The organism is Burkholderia sp. NRF60-BP8, from assembly GCF_001522585.2.
In the GTDB taxonomy this organism is placed as follows: Bacteria; Pseudomonadota; Gammaproteobacteria; order Burkholderiales; family Burkholderiaceae; genus Burkholderia.
The window spans coordinates 2,928,271-2,945,221 of the sequence record NZ_CP013373.1; the positions used below are offsets into that span (position 1 = coordinate 2,928,271).

Annotated in this window: 15 protein-coding genes; 6 read left to right on the plus strand and 9 right to left on the minus strand. The window is 65.5% G+C overall.

The genetic code is table 11. The annotated features are described in order from the left end of the window. The first annotated feature begins 192 nt into the window (after positions 1-192). The 4 genes from WS54_RS27155 (at position 193) to WS54_RS27170 (ending at position 3,826) form a co-directional block, all read left to right on the plus strand. Positions 193-1,242: an aminoglycoside phosphotransferase family protein gene (locus WS54_RS27155; RefSeq protein WP_059780520.1), complete on the plus strand. Its 1,050-nt coding sequence runs from the start codon at positions 193-195 to the stop codon at positions 1,240-1,242. A gap of 22 nt (positions 1,243-1,264) precedes the next feature. Continuing rightward, a complete protein-coding gene (murU, locus tag WS54_RS27160; RefSeq protein WP_059780519.1) occupies positions 1,265-1,993 on the plus strand; it encodes an N-acetylmuramate alpha-1-phosphate uridylyltransferase MurU in 729 nt (242 codons plus the stop codon). A 91-nt stretch (positions 1,994-2,084) separates the two neighbouring features. Further along, complete coding sequence (locus tag WS54_RS27165; RefSeq protein WP_082725044.1) at positions 2,085-3,245, plus strand: AAA family ATPase; 1,161 nt, start codon at positions 2,085-2,087, stop codon at positions 3,243-3,245. Continuing rightward, positions 3,242-3,826 carry a DUF4276 family protein gene (locus WS54_RS27170; RefSeq protein ID WP_108041976.1) on the plus strand — a complete coding sequence of 195 codons (585 nt, stop codon included), beginning with the start codon at positions 3,242-3,244 and terminating at the stop codon, positions 3,824-3,826. The genes WS54_RS27165 and WS54_RS27170 overlap by 4 nt, the downstream gene beginning before the upstream one ends. Before the next feature lie 16 nt (positions 3,827-3,842). Here the strand turns inward: WS54_RS27170 and WS54_RS27175 are convergent, their stop codons facing one another. Beyond that, positions 3,843-5,711: an ABCB family ABC transporter ATP-binding protein/permease gene (locus WS54_RS27175; protein ID WP_059780518.1), complete on the minus strand. Its 1,869-nt coding sequence runs from the start codon at positions 5,709-5,711 to the stop codon at positions 3,843-3,845. A gap of 174 nt (positions 5,712-5,885) precedes the next feature. On the opposite strand from WS54_RS27175, the gene WS54_RS27185 reads away from it, so the two are divergent. Continuing rightward, complete coding sequence (locus WS54_RS27185) at positions 5,886-6,281, plus strand: acyl-CoA thioesterase (RefSeq protein WP_034208354.1); 396 nt, start codon at positions 5,886-5,888, stop codon at positions 6,279-6,281. Between the two features lie 56 nt (positions 6,282-6,337). Here WS54_RS27185 and WS54_RS27190 read toward each other — a convergent pair whose 3' ends face one another. Then, positions 6,338-6,820 carry a nitrate reductase associated protein gene (locus WS54_RS27190; RefSeq protein ID WP_059780517.1) on the minus strand — a complete coding sequence of 161 codons (483 nt, stop codon included), beginning with the start codon at positions 6,818-6,820 and terminating at the stop codon, positions 6,338-6,340. A 114-nt stretch (positions 6,821-6,934) separates the two neighbouring features. Here WS54_RS27190 and fdhD point away from each other — a divergent pair, with 114 nt between their 5' ends. Then, a complete protein-coding gene (gene fdhD / locus WS54_RS27195) occupies positions 6,935-7,789 on the plus strand; it encodes a formate dehydrogenase accessory sulfurtransferase FdhD (protein WP_108041978.1) in 855 nt (284 codons plus the stop codon). A 52-nt stretch (positions 7,790-7,841) separates the two neighbouring features. On the opposite strand, the gene WS54_RS27200 is transcribed toward fdhD, so the two are convergent. The 7 genes from WS54_RS27200 to nudB all read right to left on the minus strand — a co-directional run bounded on the left by WS54_RS27200 (position 7,842) and on the right by nudB (position 16,904). Then, positions 7,842-8,609, minus strand: coding sequence for an enoyl-CoA hydratase (locus tag WS54_RS27200; protein ID WP_059780516.1), 768 nt, complete (start codon positions 8,607-8,609; stop codon positions 7,842-7,844). Positions 8,610-8,700: 91 nt separating this feature from the next. After that, positions 8,701-9,900 (minus strand): acetyl-CoA C-acyltransferase, encoded by a 1,200-nt coding sequence (locus WS54_RS27205; RefSeq protein ID WP_059780515.1) that lies wholly within the window; start codon positions 9,898-9,900, stop codon positions 8,701-8,703. Between the two features lie 31 nt (positions 9,901-9,931). After that, positions 9,932-12,379: a 3-hydroxyacyl-CoA dehydrogenase/enoyl-CoA hydratase family protein gene (locus WS54_RS27210; RefSeq protein WP_059780514.1), complete on the minus strand. Its 2,448-nt coding sequence runs from the start codon at positions 12,377-12,379 to the stop codon at positions 9,932-9,934. A gap of 113 nt (positions 12,380-12,492) precedes the next feature. Continuing rightward, positions 12,493-14,280 carry an acyl-CoA dehydrogenase C-terminal domain-containing protein gene (locus WS54_RS27215; RefSeq protein WP_059780513.1) on the minus strand — a complete coding sequence of 596 codons (1,788 nt, stop codon included), beginning with the start codon at positions 14,278-14,280 and terminating at the stop codon, positions 12,493-12,495. A gap of 58 nt (positions 14,281-14,338) precedes the next feature. After that, complete coding sequence (locus WS54_RS27220; protein ID WP_006485742.1) at positions 14,339-14,938, minus strand: TetR/AcrR family transcriptional regulator; 600 nt, start codon at positions 14,936-14,938, stop codon at positions 14,339-14,341. 200 nt (positions 14,939-15,138) lie between these two features. After that, entirely contained in the window at positions 15,139-16,413 is a 1,275-nt protein-coding gene (gene clsB, locus WS54_RS27225) for a cardiolipin synthase ClsB (RefSeq protein WP_034208360.1), read from the minus strand. Then, entirely contained in the window at positions 16,410-16,904 is a 495-nt protein-coding gene (nudB, locus tag WS54_RS27230) for a dihydroneopterin triphosphate diphosphatase (protein ID WP_034208361.1), read from the minus strand. Before nudB ends, clsB begins: the two co-directional genes overlap by 4 nt. Positions 16,905-16,951 lie beyond the last annotated feature (47 nt).

Sequence of the window (16,951 nt, forward strand, 5' to 3'; positions counted from 1 at the left end):
CCGCGCCTGCGCGGCACCGTCGCGCGGCGGGCCGCGCCGTCGAGCCGCGACTGCGGCTCTTCGCAAACCGGGGAGGCGATCGCACGGGCGGCGCGACAGGCGGCGAGCCTGCACGGCGGAAGCTGACGCGGGGCGCGTCAAAAAAGTCGTGGGGTATTATATGGCAAGACGTTCCCCCCTCCGCCGAGTTTCATGACGCCCCCATCCGCCGCATCCCAGCCCGACGCCCGCCTCGAAGCGCTCACCGCGTGGCTGCGCCCGCTCGCCGAGCGCTACGCGCTCGATCTGTCGACCCTCGCGCCCGCGTCGTCGGACGCCAGTTTCCGCCGCTATTTCCGCGTCGCATCGGCCGCCAGCGCGGGCGGCACGCTGATCGCGGTCGATGCGCCGCCGCCCGAGAAGTGCCGTGAGTTCGTCCAGGTCGCGCAGTTGCTCGCCGCGGCCGGCGACCACGTGCCGGACGTGCTGGCCCACGATTTCGACGCGGGCTTCATGCTCGTGACCGACCTCGGCCGCACGTCGTACATCTCGGTGCTCGATCCGGCCGATCCGGCCGCCGCGCGAACGCTGATGCGCGCCGCGCTCGATGCGCTGATCCGCTTCCAGCTCACGTCGAAGCCGGACGTGCTGCCGCCGTTCGACGAAGCGTTCCTGCGCCGCGAAATGGAGCTGCTGCCCGAATGGTTCGTCGGCCGCCACCTCGGCAAGCCCGTCACCGACGCGATGCGCGGCACGCTCGACCGCACGTTCGCGCTGCTGGTCGCGAGCGCGCATGCGCAGCCGCAAGGCTTCATGCTGCGCGACTTCATGCCGCGCAACCTGATGGTGTGCGAGCCGAACCCGGGCGTGCTCGACTTCCAGGACGCCGTGTACGGGCCGCTGACGTACGACGTCGTGTCGCTGCTGCGCGACGCATTCATCAGCTGGGACGAAGAGTTCGAGCTCGACTGCTTCGCGTACTACTGGGAAAAGGCGAAAAAGGCCGGCCTGCCGGTCGATCCCGACTTCGGCGAGTTCTACCGCCAGCTCGAATGGATGGGGCTGCAGCGCCATATCAAGATCCTCGGCCTGTTCGCGCGCATCAACTACCGCGACGGCAAGCCGCACTATCTGAACGACCTGCCGCGCTTTCTCGCGTATGCGCGCAAGGTCGCGCTGCGCTATCGCCCGCTCGTGCCGTTCGCGAAGCTGCTCGACGAGCTCGAGGGCAACGCGCCGGCCGACGTCGGCTATACGTTCTGACCGTCCTCACGCCTCGTCGAACATGAGCCCTACCCTGACCACGGCGATGATCTTCGCCGCCGGACGCGGCGAGCGGATGCGCCCGCTGACCGACACCTGCCCGAAGCCGCTGCTCGAAGCCGGCGGCAAGCCGCTGATCGTCTGGCAGATCGAGGCGCTTGCGCGTGCGGGCATCGAGACGATCGTGATCAACCACGCGTGGCTCGGCGAGCAGATCGAGGCCGCGCTCGGCGACGGTTCGCGCTGGGGCGTGCGGCTCGCGTATTCGGCCGAGGGCGACGCGCTGGAAACCGCCGGCGGCATCGCGCAGGCGCTGCCGCTGCTCGAGCGCGACGGACAGCCGGCCGTGTTCGCGGCCGTCAGCGGCGACGTGTATTGCGCGTTCGACTACCGGACGCTCGCGCCGCGCGCCGCCCGGATGGCCGCGCTCGACACGCCGGCGATGCACCTCGTGATGGTGCCGAACCCGCCGTTCCATCCGGCCGGCGACTTCGCGCTCGGCGACGACGGCCGTCTCGCGCTCGACGGCGCCGCGCGCTTCACGTTCGGCAACATCGGCCTGTACGACACGCGGATGTTCCGCGACCTCGCGCCCGGCACGCGGCGCGCGCTGACGCCGTACTATCGCGCGGCGATCGAAGCCGGCCGCGCGAGCGGCGAGCTGTACGAAGGGATCTGGGAGAACGTCGGCACGCCCGCGCAGCTCGGCGAGCTGGATCGGAAACTCAAAGATTCGTTGAACTCGAACTAAATCGCCCCTTCTTGCACACTAATTTGAGACAACCTCGTAACGCTAGAATGGCAGTAAGCTTATAATCACCTCCTCCATCGAGGAAGCCTTCATGATCGTCACTCATCTCAAATTAAAAAATTGGCGCAATTTTCGCGAAGTTGACGTTCCACTACGTGACCGCACCTACCTACTCGGAGCAAACGCTTCCGGAAAATCGAATCTACTCGATGCATTTCGGTTTCTGAGAGATGTGAGCAAGCCGCAAGGCGGCGGACTACAAAAGGCCATTCATGATCGCGAGGGAATTCAGAAACTCCGCTGCCTGCATGCACGCAGGGACCCGGAAGTTAGTATCGAAGTCCATGTCGCCGAAAATGTGGACGACGACAAACCACTCTGGCGATATATATTGGGATTTAAACCCGAAGGAAAAGGCGCCCAACGCACACTGATTTCGATAGAGCAGGTATGGCAAGGCGAAAAATGTTTACTGAATCGACCAGATGAGAACGACAAAAAGGACGCAGTCCGTTTAACGCAGACAGCACTCGAGCAAATCCAGGGTAATGCAAAGTTCCGCGAACTCGCCGCATTCTTCGCAGAAACGACCTATCTGCATCTCGTTCCTCAACTACTCAAGTACGGTGACAAAATTGGCGGACAACGTCTCGAAGAAGATCCTTTTGGACAAGGCTTCCTTGAGCGCATCGCGAAAACACCCGAAAAAACGCGCGATTCACGCTTAAAAAAAATTGGTGCTGCTTTAGAGTTGGCTGTTCCTCAGTTCAAAGAATTGCGCTTCGCTCCTGACAAAATAAACGGCCGACCACATTTGGAAGCAAAATATTCGCACTATCGACCAAATGCCGGATGGCAGCGTGAAGAGCAGTTTTCAGATGGCACCCTGCGACTACTAGCGCTTCTATGGGTGCTCCTTGAGGGAGATTCTTTACTGCTGCTAGAGGAACCAGAGCTATCTCTAAATGACGCCATTGTCCGCGAAATCCCTCGGCTACTGCATCGCATTCAACGAGATAGAAAGCGGCGTCCCCGGCAAGTGCTGATTAGCACGCACAGCGAGGCGCTGCTGAGCAATCCTGCCATCGATGGCCGCGGAGTTCTGCTACTTGAGCCTGCGCAAGAGGGAACTCGTGTTCGACCTATCAATGCACAGGAAGAATTCGCGCTTAAAAATGGGCTGTCGGTCGCAGAAGTAGTGCTTCCTAAAACGCACCCCAAAACCGCCGAACAATTGGGACTGTGGCAATGACGTGGCTAGTTATAGCAACGGAAGATGAGGTAAGTGAGCAGATCGGAAAACGTTTGGCACAGGAGGCCGGCCTTGAGGTCGGTCTTTGTATAGGCAAGCAGGGCAATGGATATTTAAGGAAGCGCATTCCAAACCTATGCCAAATGTCCGAGCAGCAACCCGTTTTATTAATCACGGATCTTGATCAGATCGCCCATCCGAAAATTTTGATCAAGGAATGGCTCGGCACGAAAAAACCATCCAAGAATTTGGTGTTCAGAGTAGCGGTTCGTGAAATTGAGTCCTGGATACTTGCTGACCACGTAGCCATGCGAACGTTGCTGGGGCCTAAGGTTTCGAAACTTCCGCAAACCCCTGACGAATTAGCAGACCCTAAGCAGACGTTGCTAGCATTGGCTCAAAAAGCGCACCGCGACGTACGGGACGACTTGGTTGTTTCCCAAGGCAGTGTCTCCTCGCAAGGCTTCGGGTACAACGCTCGACTAAGCCAATTGATCAGCACTGCATGGTGCCCGGAAAGAGCGTCCGCGCGTTCGCCAAGCTTGTCACGCGCTCGCGCTAGACTGCAAACGCTGGTCTAGACCGACACGCTGCTGCTCAATAGCCCGCTGGATACTCGGCTTGCTCGCGGTTCCGCTGCTGCAACGCCCACATCTGCGCATACAGCCCGTCGGCGCGCACGAGTTCGTCGTGCGTGCCGCGCTCGACGATCCGCCCGTGGTCCATCACGAGAATCTGCTGCGCGTGCACGACCGTCGACAGCCGGTGCGCGATCACGAGCGTCGTGCGATGCCGCGCGATCTGGTCGAGTTCGTGCTGGATCGCGCGTTCCGAGCGCGAATCGAGCGCCGACGTCGCTTCGTCGAACAGCAGCACCGGTGGATCCTTCAGCAGCGTCCGCGCGATCGCGACGCGCTGCTTTTCGCCGCCCGACAGCTTCAGCCCGCGCTCGCCGACCGGCGTGTCATAGCCCTTCGGCAACCCCTCGATGAAATCGTGGATGTGCGCGGCGCGCGCGGCCGCGACCACTTCGTCGCGCGTCGCCGTCGGCCGGCCGTACGCGATGTTGTAGTAGATCGAGTCGTTGAACAGCACGGTGTCCTGCGGCACGATCCCGATCGATGCGCGCAGCGATTCCTGCGTGACGTCGCGGATGTCCTGGCCGTCGATCCGGATCGCGCCGCCCGCCTGCCGGTCGAGATCGTAGAAGCGGAACAGCAGCCGCGACAACGTCGACTTCCCCGAACCGCTGTGGCCGACCACCGCAGTCGTCGTGCCGGCCTCGATCGTAAACGTCACGTCGTGCAGGATCTGCCGCGACGGCTCGTACGCGAAGTTCACGTGCTCGAAGCGCACCTGCGCGCCGGCCACCGCGAGCGGCGGCGCATCGGGCCGGTCGGCCACTTCCTTCGGCGCCGACAGCAGCCCGAACATCCGGTCCATGTCGGTCAGGCTCTGCTTCAGCTCGCGATAGACGACGCCGAGGAAGTTCAGCGGAATGTACAGCTGCAGCATGAACGTGTTGATCAGCACGAGATCGCCGAGCGTCAGCTTGCCCGCGAGCACGCCCTGGGTTGCGCGCCACAGGATGAACACGAGCCCCGTGCCGATGATCGCCTGCTGGCCGAAGTTCAGCACCGACAGCGAGTTCTGCGAACGGATCGCGGCCTTCCGGTAGCGCTTCAGGTTCTCGTCGTAGCGTTGCGCCTCCCACTCCTCGTTGCCGAAGTACTTCACCGTCTCGTAGTTGATCAGCGAGTCGATCGCCCGCGAGTTCGCGCGCGAATCGAGTTCGTTCATCGTGCGGCGGAAATGCGTGCGCCAGTTGGTGACCTTCACGGTGAACACGATGTACGTGACGAGCGCCGCGAACGTCACGTACGCGTAGTAGGCCTCGTACTTGACCACGAAGAAGCCGAGCACGAGCCCGACCTCGACGAGCGTCGGCAGGATGCTGTACAGCGAATACGAAATCAGTTGCTGGATGCCGCGCGTGCCGCGCTCGATGTCGCGCGACATGCCGCCCGTCTGGCGCTCGAGGTGAAACCGCAGCGACAGCCCGTGCAGATGCCGGAACACCTGCAGCGCGAGCTGGCGCACCGCGCTCTCGGTGACTTTCGAGAACAGGATTTCGCGCAGCTCGGTAAAGAGCGACGTCGACAGCCGCACGAGCGCATACGCGACGACCAGCAGCCCGACGCCGCCCGCGAGCACGATCCCGGCCGACTGCTCGGCACGGCCGAGCGCGGTGAGCTGCTGCACGGCGGACAGATGATCGACGATGCGCTTCATCACGACCGGCACGCCGAGGTTCGCGACCTTCGCACCGATCAGGCAGCCGAGCGCGAGTGCGACGCGCCATTTGTAGGTGGTCAGGTACGGCAGCAGCGACCGGATGGTCTGCCAGTCGTTGCGAGGCCCGGTCGAAGCCGGCGCGGGCTCGCCGGAAGCGGGAAATCGGCGCATGGGGGAAGGGTTGTGCGGCGGTACGGGCCGCGCGGATCGGCGGCCAGCTCGCGCGCTTTCTCGTACAATTTGCGAACGTTGTATTGTCGCAGAAGCCGCTTCGCGCCGCTGCCGGCGCCCTCGCCGGCCACGCTGCGCGCGGCGGCCCATTTATTACAGGATGAAAGCCCCGCCATGACCGATTCGACCCTCGAACTCCCGCAGAAGCAGCCCGCGCTGCGCGTCGTCCCGCAACCGCACGACGCGAACGTTCACGGCGACGTGTTCGGCGGCTGGATCATGTCGCAGGTCGACATCGCCGGTTCGATCCCCGCGAGCCAGCGCGCGAACGGCCGCGTCGCGACGGTCGCGGTCAATTCGTTCGTGTTCAAGCAGCCGGTATTCGTCGGCGATCTGCTGAGCTTCTACGCGACCATCACGCGCACCGGCAACACGTCGATCACGGTCGACGTCGAGGTGTATGCGCAGCGCATGCGCCTGATGGGCGAAATCGTGAAGGTCACCGAAGCGACGCTCACGTACGTCGCGACCGGCCCCGACCGCAAGCCGCGGCAACTGCCGCCGCTGTAACCGCGTACCGGCGCGGCGCCGACCGGTCCGTCCGCGCGGCGCTCCCCAGGGGCCCGTCAGTGCGTGGCCGTCAGCCCGAACTCCCGCATCGCCGGCACGAAGTCGTGATTGAGCGTCGGCTTGCGCGACAGCTTCGTCAGCACGTAGCGCTGGAACGGCGCGAGCCGCTGCCACTGCTCGAGCGTGGGCGCCGGCAGCCCGGCCAGCGCGCTCTGCTGCACGAGCGCGTCCGGCACGGTGTCGGTCGCGCGCCAGCTCGGCTGCTGGTCCGGCTGGAACCACGACGGTTCGAGGTCGGCGTGCGTGCGCAGCATTTCGAACAGCGCGTGATCGAAGTTGGGCTCGATCGCGGTGTCGTCGTCGGCCGGAAAGCGCGCGAGCAGCTTGCGGTCCTCGAGCGGCAGCAGCTGCCACTGTTCGAGCGAAATCCACAGCCCGAAGCGGTCGAGATTGAAACGCACGATCATCGGGATGTACGTGAAGTTTTCCGACGAATCGTGTTCGAAGTTGAAGAGCAACGGAGCGTCGCTGAGTCCCATGGTCGTTACCTGACGTGGCGGATGCCGGCGCGGCCGGCTTGCCTGGGGTATTTTAGAACCTCTGCGCGCGGGCGGCGGCACGATCGTCGCCGGCCGTGCTTCGAATCAACGGGAGTGCTCGTGAATCCGACCCAATCAGACACACCGCGCGACGAACTTCGCGACGAACCGCGCGGCGCGATCGAGCTGCTCGTGAGCCGCACGCGCGGCGGCGCGGTCGAGGCCGCGCACGACTTCGTCGGCCAGGAATGGCCGGTCGCCCTCGTCTTCAACGGCATCTCGCACGCGGTGATGATGTGTACGCCGTGCGATCTCGAAGCGTTCGCGGTCGGCTTCGCGATCTCGGAAGGGATCGTCGCGCGCGGCAGCGACATCAAGGACATCGACGTGATCCTGCACGCCGACGCGCCGCTGCCGCATGCGGAAGTCCACCTGGAAGTCGTCCAGCAGGCGTTCGCCGCGCTGAAGGACCGGCGCCGCGCGCTCGCGGGGCGCACCGGCTGCGGCGTCTGCGGAATCGAAAGCATCGACCTGCTCGACCTTGCGCCCGAACGCGTGCCCGATACCGGCTTTCTCGCGCGCCTCGCGCCCGACGCGCTGGCGCGTACAGCGCATGCGCTGCCGGCACACCAGGCGCTCACGAAACTGACCGGCGGCCTGCATGCGGCCGCATGGTGCGACGCAACAGGCGCGATCCGGACGGCATTCGAGGACGTCGGCCGCCACAATGCGCTCGACAAGCTGATCGGCTCGCTCGTGCTGTCGCGCGCCGATCCCACCGACGGCTTCGTGTTCCTGTCGAGCCGCGCGAGCTACGAGCTCGTACGCAAGGCCGCGCGGGTCGGCATCCCGCTGGTCGCGACCATCTCCGCGCCGTCGTCGCTCGCGATCGAGATCGCGAAGGCGGCCGGCTTGCGGCTCGTCAGCTTCTGCCGCGAAACGGGTTACGTCGACTACGGCACGGCCTGATCGCGGTCGCGGCCGCGCAACGCGCGATGCACCGCCGCGCGGCCTGCTCCGTTCAGTCGAACTGACGGAAATCCGGCTTGCGCTTCTCGAAGAACGCCGTCATCGCCTCGCGTGCCTCCGGCGCGCGCAGCATCTCGGCGAAGTGGCGCGCTTCCTCGGCCATCCGCGCGGGCGTCGCCACGCCGCCCGTCTCCTTCAACAGCGCCTTCGTCACACGCAGCGAAGCCGCCGGCAACGCCGCCAGCTTCGCCGCCTGCTTCGCCGCGAATGCGTCGAGTTCGGCCGCCGGCAGCACGCGATTGACGATGCCGATCCGGTGCGCTTCCAGCGCGTCGAACGCCTCGCCGAGCAACAGCTTCTCGGCGGCGACCTGATGGCCGGCCAGGCGCGGCAGCAACGCGCTCGACGCCGCTTCCGGGCACAGCCCGAGCTGCACGAACGGCAGCGAGAACGTTGCGGTGTCGGCCGCGTAGACCAGATCGCAGTGCAGCAGCATCGTCACGCCGACCCCGACCGCGATGCCCGGCACCGCCGCCACGATCGGCTTGCTCGCGCCGCTGATCCGCGCCAGAAACTGGAAGACCGATGCGGTGTCGTCCTTCGGCGGCGACTTCAGGAAGTCCTCGAGATCGTTCCCCGAGCTGAAATTGCCGTCGCTGCCGCGCAGCAGGATCGCGCGGACCGCCTTGTCTTCCTGCGCGTCGGCGAGCGCATCGGCCATCGTCTGGTACATCGCCGCCGTCAGCGCATTCTTCTTCGCCGGGCGCGCGATCGTGATCGTCATCACGCCGTCGGCGCGTTCCACTTGAATGTCGGCCACAACCGTCTCCTTGAACTGTCCTCTACCGGAATGAAAAACGGTGCGCGAGCTCGTGGCCCGCGCACCGTCGTCGTTTTTCGTCGCGTCCCGCTTACAGGCGTTCGATGATGCCCGCCGCGCCCATGCCGGTGCCGACGCACATCGTGACCATCCCGTATTTCAGGTTGCGGCGGCGCAGGCCGTGCACGACGGTCGCCGCGCGGATCGCGCCGGTCGCGCCGAGCGGGTGGCCCAGCGCGATCGCGCCGCCGACCGGGTTGACCTTCGACGGATCGAGGCCGAGATCGCGGATCACCGCCAGCGACTGCGCGGCGAACGCCTCGTTCAGCTCGATCCAGTCGAGATCGTCCTGCTTCAGGCCGGCGGCCTTCAGCGCGGCCGGAATCGCTTCCTTCGGGCCGATGCCCATGATTTCCGGCGGCACGCCGCGCACCGCGAAGCTCACGAAGCGCGCGAGAGGCGTCAGGTTGAATTCCTTGAGCACCTTCTCCGACACGACGAGCAGCGCGCCCGCGCCGTCCGACGTCTGCGAGCTGTTGCCGGCCGTGACCGAACCCTTGTTCGCGAACACTGTGCGCAGCTTCGCGAGGCCTTCGAGCGACGTATCCGCGCGCGGGCCTTCGTCGAGCTTGATCTCGCGCGTCTTCACGTCGACTTCGCCCGTCGCGAGATTCGGGAAGCGCTCGGTGATCGTGTACGCGGCGATTTCGTCGCCGAACTCGCCGGCCTGCTGCGCGGCGAGCGCCTTGCGGTGCGACTCGACCGAGAACGCGTCCTGGTCCTCGCGGCTCACCTTCCACTGTTCCGCCACGCGCTCGGCCGTCAGGCCCATCCCGTATGCGATGCCGAAGTCTTCGCTACGATCGAAGATGTGCGGCGACATCGACGGCTTGTTGCCCATCATCGGCACCATGCTCATCGATTCGCAGCCGCCCGCGAAGATCGCGTCCGATTCGCCGACGCGGATGCGGTCGGCCGCCATCGCGAGCGCGGTGACGCCCGACGCGCAGAAGCGGTTGACCGTCACGCCGCCGACCGTCTGCGGCAGACCTGCGAGCAGCGCGCCCATCCGCGCGACGTTCAGCCCTTGTTCGGCTTCCGGAATCGCGCAGCCGATGATCGCGTCCTCGATCACCTTCGTGTCGAGACCGGGCACCTGCGCGACCGCCGACTTGATCGCGTGGACCAGCAGCTCGTCCGGCCGCGTGTTCTTGAAGACACCGCGCGGGGCCTTGCCGATCGGCGTGCGGCTGGCGGCGACGATGTATGCGTCTTGCAATTGTTTGCTCATTTCAGACTCCTTGTCCGCTCTGTCCGCTCGCTCAGTTACGCACCGGCTTGCCGGTCTGCAACATGCCCATGATCCGTTCCTGCGTCTTCTGCGTGCCGAGCAGCTCGACGAACGCGCGGCGCTCGAGCGCGAGCAGCCACTCTTCGTCGACGAGGCTGCCGGCTTCGACGTCGCCGCCGCACACGGCTTCGGCGATGCGGCTCGCGATCAGGAAGTCGTGGTCGCTGATGAAGCGGCCGTCGCGCATGTTGACGAGCTGCGCCTTGATCGTCGCGATCGCCGAGCGGCCCGCGACCGGCACGTCCTTCGCGCGCAGCGGCGCGCGGTAGCCGGTGTCGGCCAGCGCACGCGCTTCCTTCTTCGCGGTGTCGAGCAGTTCGAACACGTTGAAGACGATCGTGTCGGACGGCTTCACGTAGCCCATCGCACGTGCGTCGTGCGCGGACGACGACACCTTCGCCATCGCCGCGTTCTCGAACGACTTCGTGACGAACTTCAGGATGTCGGTGGTCGCATTCGCGGCCGTCGCCGCTTCCGCCGCGCGCAGCGCCGCTTCCTTCAGGCCGCCGCCCGCCGGCACGAGGCCGACGCCCACTTCGACGAGACCGATGTAGCTCTCGACGTGCACGACGCGCTTCGCGCTGTGCAGCATCAGCTCGCACCCGCCGCCGAGCGCGATGCCCGACACGGCCGCCACCACCGGCACGTTCGCGTACTTCACGCGCAGCATGCCTTCCTGGAACTTCTTCACGAACGGCTCGATGCCCTTCGCGCCGCCCATCATGAACGCAGGCATCGCCTCCTCGAGGTTCGCGCCGGCCGAGAACGGGCCGCCCGGCGTGCCGAGCTTCAGCGACGTCGGCTGCCAGATCACCACGCCCTTGTAGTCCTTCTCCGCGAGTTCGATCGCCTGCACGAGGCCGTCGATCACGCTCGGCCCGATCGTGTTCATCTTCGACTTGAACGACACGATCACGACGTCGTCCTCACCCGCACGGTCGTCGACCCATGCACGCACCGCGTCGGTTTCGAACAGCGTCTTGCCGTACGTCTTCGGGTCGGCTCCCGCTGACGGGCCGGTTTCGCCGAGCAGCGGCGCACGGAACACCTGCTTGTCGTAGACCGCGAGGTCCGAACGCGGCACGAAGCGCTTCGACGCCGGCGCCCACGAGCCTTCGGCCGTGTGCACGCCGCCCTTCTCGGCGACCGGGCCTTCGAGCACCCACGACGGCAGCGGCACGTTCGCGAGCGCCTTGCCGGCCGCGATGTCTTCCTGCACCCATTCGGCGACCTGCTTCCAGCCGGCGGCCTGCCAGCCTTCGAACGGGCCTTCGTTCCAGCCGAAGCCCCAGCGGATCGCGAGGTCGACGTCGCGCGCGTTGTCGGCGATCGACTCGAGATGCACGCCGATGTAGTGGAACACGTCGCGGAAGATCGACCACAGGAATTGCGCATGCGGATGATTCGTCTCGCGCAGCAGCTTCAGGCGCTCCGCCGGCGGACGCTTCAGGATGCGGCCGACCGTTTCGTCCGCCTTCGCGCCCGAATCGACGTAGGTGCCCGTCTTCGCGTCGAGCACCTTGATCGCCTTGCCTTCCTTCTTGTAGAAGCCGCCGCCCGTCTTCTGGCCGAGCGCGCCCTGCTTCACCAGCTCGGCGAGCACGGCGGGCGTCTGGTAGACCGGGAAGAACGGATCGTCGGCGAGGTTGTCCTGCATCGTCTTGATCACGTGCGCCATCGTGTCGAGGCCGACCACGTCCGCGGTGCGGAACGTCGCCGACTTCGCGCGGCCGAGGCGGCTGCCCGTCAGATCGTCGACTTCGTCGAAGCGCAGGCCGAATTTCGCGGCTTCGGTGATCACCGCGAGGATCGAGAAGATGCCGACGCGGTTCGCGATGAAGTTCGGCGTGTCCTTCGCGCGCACGACGCCCTTGCCGACGACGCTCGTCAGGAAGGTTTCGAGCTGGTCGAGGATCTCCGGACGCGTGTGCGCGGTCGGAATCAGCTCGACGAGGTGCATGTAGCGCGGCGGATTGAAGAAGTGCACGCCGCAGAAGCGCGACTTCAGCTCGTCCGAGAAACCTTCGGACAACTTCGTGATCGACAGGCCCGACGTGTTGGTCGCGAAGATCGCGTTCGGAGCGATGTGCGGCGCGACCTTCTTGTACAGGTCGTGCTTCCAGTCCATCCGCTCGGCGATCGCCTCGATCACGACGTCGCATTCGGCCAGCTTCGCGATGTCGTCTTCGTAGTTGGCCGCTTCGAGGTACTTCGCATCGTCCTTCACGCCGAACGGCGCGGGCGACAGCTTCTTCAGGTTCTCGATCGCCTTCAGCGCGATCGCGTTTTTCGGGCCTTCCTTGGCCGGCAGGTCGAACAGCAGCACCGGCACGCGCGCGTTGACGAGGTGCGCGGCGATCTGCGCGCCCATCACGCCGGCGCCCAGCACGGCGACCTTGCGAATCAGGAAATTGCTCACGGGATGTCTCCGGATAGTGTCGTGCAGCGCAGAATGTGAGAGCTGCACGGCGAAGTGAGTACCAGGAACCGTTGCGTTCGGGCGGCGCGCGGCGCGCCCCGCCCGGACTCGCGTCAGAACAGCGATTCGTCGACTTCCATCAGCGTCTTCGAACCCGCGCGCGCGGCGCGGATCGTCGCGGCCGTCTCGGGCAGCAGGCGCGCGAAGTAGAAGCGGGCCGTCGCGAGCTTCGACTTGTAGAACGGGTCGCCCGACGCTTCCTTGTCGAGCGCGAGACGCGCCATGCGCGCCCAGAAGTACGAGAACACCAGGTGGCCGACGGTACGCAGGTACGGCACGGCCGCAGCACCGACTTCGTCGGGGTTCTGCATCGCCTTCATGCCGATTTCCATCGTCAGCTTCTGCACCTTGTCGCCGATGTCGGCGAGCGGGTTGATGAACTCGGCCATCTCCGGCTTCACGCCTTCGGCTTCCGCGAATTCCGTCACGAGCTTGCCGAACTTCTTCAGCTTCGCGCCCATGTCGCCGAGCACCTTGCGGCCCAGCAGGTCGAGCGACTGGATCGAGTTCGTGCCTTCGTAGATCATGTTGATCCGCGCGTCGCGCACGTACTGCTCCATGCCCCACTCGGAGATGAAGCCGTGGCCGCCGTAGATCTGCATCGCGTGGTTGGTCGACTCGAACGCGTTGTCGGTCAGGAACGCCTTGATGATCGGCGTGAGCAGCGCGACGAGGTCGGCCGCTTCCTTGCGCACGGCTTCGTCGGCGTGCGACAGCTCCTTGTCGATCTGCAGCGCCGACCAGTACGTGAACGCGCGCGCGCCTTCCGCGTAGGCCTTCTGCGTGAGCAGCATGCGGCGCACGTCCGGATGCACGATGATCGGGTCGGCTGGTTTGTCCGGCGCCTTCGGGCCCGTCAGCGAGCGCATCTGCAGGCGTTCCTTTGCATACGCCAGCGAGTTCTGGTACGCGACTTCCGTGAGGCCGAGGCCCTGCATGCCGACGCCGAGGCGCGCGGCATTCATCATCACGAACATCGCGTTCAAGCCCTTGTTCGGCTCGCCGACCATCCAGCCCTTCGCGCCGTCGAGGTTCATCACGCACGTCGAGTTGCCGTGGATGCCCATCTTGTGCTCGATCGAGCCGCACTTGATGCCGTTGCGTTCGCCCGGTTCGCCCGAAGCGTCCGGAATGAACTTCGGCACGATGAACAGCGAGATTCCCTTCGTGCCTTGCGGCGCGTCCGGCAGGCGCGCGAGCACGAGGTGGACGATGTTCTTCGACATGTCGTGCTCGCCGCTCGAGATGAAGATCTTCGTGCCGCTGATCGAGTACGAGCCGTCGCCGTTCGGTTCGGCCTTGGTGCGCAGGATGCCGAGGTCGGTGCCGCAGTGCGGCTCGGTCAGGCACATCGTGCCCGTCCATTCGCCCGACACGAGCTTCGGCAGGTATTGCTGCTGGAGTTCCGGCGCGCCGTGCGCGTGCAGGCATTCGTACGCGCCGTGCGACAGGCCCGGATACATCGTCCATGCCTGGTTCGCCGAGTTCAGCATTTCGTAGAGCGCGTTGTTCACGAACGCGGGCAGGCCCTGGCCGCCGTAGTCCGGATCGCAGCCGAGCGCCGGCCAGCCGGCCTCGACGTACTGCCGATACGCTTCCTTGAAGCCGGTCGGGGTCTTCACGACGCCGTCGCCTTCATACGTGCAGCCTTCGCGGTCGCCGACCTGGTTCAGCGGGAACAGCACCTCGGAGCAGAACTTGCCCGCTTCCTCGAGGACCTGGTTGATCGTGTCGGCGTCGAGGTCCGCATGCCTGGGCATTTGCTTGACTTCGGCTTCGACGTTCAGAAGCTCGTGCAACACGAATTGCATGTCGCGCAGCGGCGCGGCGTACTGTCCCATGACTCTCTCCAAAGGTGGGCAAAACGGCTCGAGCTCCTGGCGGGCGGATCACGCGCCGCTAACGGCTCTCGCTCTGATACGAAACGATCGTCTTTTCCAGCGCGGCCCACGTGAGGCGCACCGCGTCCGGCGAATGCAGGAAGCGTGCGTCGTGATGCAGGCCGAGCGTGAAGCTGTACAACTCGAAGAGCATCAGTTCCGGATCCGTGTCCGTGCGCAGATGCCCTTCTTCCATCGCCTGCGAAATGGCGCGCAGCAACGCGGCACGCCAGGCGGTCACGCTCGCGATCAACTGCTCGCGCACGGGGCTGTCCGGCCGGTCGTCGTACTCCACTGCGCCGCTGATGTAGATGCACCCGGTCGTCACCTCCTGGATGCGCTTCTCGATCCAGCGCGCCAGCATCGCCCGAAGACGCGGCAGACCGCGCGACTCGCGCAGGCTCGGAAAGAACACCTCGTTTTCGAAACGATGGTGATACTCGCGGACGACCTCGACCTGCAGGTCTTCGCGCGAACCGAAGTGCGCGAACACGCCGCTCTTGCTCATCTGCATGCGCTCGGCCAGCAGGCCGATCGTCAGCCCCTCCAGCCCGTCACGGCTGGCGAGATCCAAAGCAGCTTCGAGTATCGCGGCACGCGTCTGTTCGCCTTTTCGCATAGCTTTTTCTGTAACCGTTCGGGGGTTCGAATAAAATCGAACGGCCGTACTATTATTGAGTGCGGCCGCTCGCGAAACAAGGAAATTATTAGAAACCGGTGTCTAACCGAGCCGCTATTTTGCGCGATTCCGGCGGGACCGGAGCGGCTTTTCCGCACGAACGTGCGGACAGATTTTTTGAAGCGAATGCTTAGTCTGCGTCAGTCGTAACCGCCGACCGTCAGCGCCTTCATCACGACACGATACGCGGTGTACGCGAGCCAGTTCAGCAGCCGCTCGACGCGCGGGCGCGCGGCGTAGCGCGCGGCGTCGATCTCGCGGCCTTCGGCGAACGCAGCGGCGATCGCGTCGCGCAACTGGTTCGTCACTGCATCGTAGCGCACCAGCACGACGTTCGCTTCATTGTTCAGCATCAGACTCAGCGCGTCCAGATTCGACGAGCCGACCGTCGCCCAGTTGTCGTCGATCACGGCGACCTTGCCGTGCAGGATCGTCTTGTCGTATTCGGCGACGCGCACGCCCGCGCGCAGCAGCGTGTGATAGAGGAACGGCACGGCCGTATCGAGCGCCGCGAACTCCTTGCGGCCGATCAGCACCTGCACGTCGACGCCGCGTCGCGCCGCGCCCGTCAGCGCGCGGCGCAGCTTGCGGCCCGGCATGAAATACGGATTCGCGAGCAGGATCCGCTGGCGGGCCTGGCCGATCGCCGCGAGATAGGCCTTCTCGATCGCGCGGCGATTCACGACGTTGTCGCGCGCGACGAACGCGACGCTCGGCTCGGTCACGACCCGCAGCGCGCCGGCCTTGATCCACCGGTGGCTGCGCATCCAGCGCCGGAACATGTCCGGGAACGCTTCGCCGCCGTGCAGCCCGGCCGCGTACTGCGCATACGGCTTGTGGCCGAACTGGATCCGGTGCCACTGCAGCTCGAATGCGGCGCGCACGTCGGACACCGCGGGCCCGGCCATCTCGACCGCGAAATCCCAGCGCGGGAACGGCAGCGTCGCGCTGCCCTGCGTGTAGTCGTCGACGATGTTGATGCCGCCGCAGAACGCGACCGCATGATCGATCACCGCGAGCTTGCGGTGCGTGCGCGAGAAGCCGAAGCGGCCGAACAGGTAGCGGTTGTAGATGCAGTGCTCGACGCCGGACTCGGCCCACGTGTCGAACAGCGGCAGGCGCGCGGTGCCGATGCCGTCGGTGATCACGCGCACGCGCACGCCGCGCTGCGCCGCGCGAATCAGCGCGTCCGACACCGGGCGACCGGCCTCGTCGTCGCAGAAGATGTAGGTTTCGAGCATCACCTGCTCGCGGGCGGCGTCGATCCGTTCGATGAGCGCCCGGAAGAATGCGCCGCCAGTTTCGCACAGCCGCACCGTATTGCCGGCCGTAAACGCGAGCCGCGACGCGGAGCCGCGCTCCTGCAGAAACATCTGCCGCAATTGCGCGAAGCGCTTGCGGGTCTCCGCATTCATGCGGACGAGCCGTGCGGCGCGCGCGCGAGCGCCACGCGCGCGGGCAATTGCAGGATCGCTTCGGCGTTCGACGGCGAGAAGCAACGCGCGGCCGCTTCGCGGAACGGCAGCCACGCATGATCGACATGCTCGCGCGGCGACAGCGTCACGTCGACGCGATGCGGCACGCACAGGCCGAACCAGTGCTCGACGTTGCGCGTGACGCCCGGCGCATAGCGGTGCAGGTATTGCGGATAGATCGTGTATTCGATCCGGTGATGCCAGTCGACGAGCGCGGTGGCCGGCACGTCCGGCGTGCCGATCGCGATGCCGGTCTCCTCCGCCACTTCGCGCGCGGCGGTGAGCGCGAGCGGCTCGTCGAGCGCGTCCTTCGAGCCGGTGACCGATTGCCAGAAATCGGGCTGGTCGGCACGCTTGATCACGAGCACATCGAGGTCGGGCGTGTAGATCACGACGAGAACGGATTCGGGGATTTTCGGCGGCTTCGTCATCTTTGTTTCATGCGGCACGGGGCCGTGCATGGGCCCGTGCTCCGAAC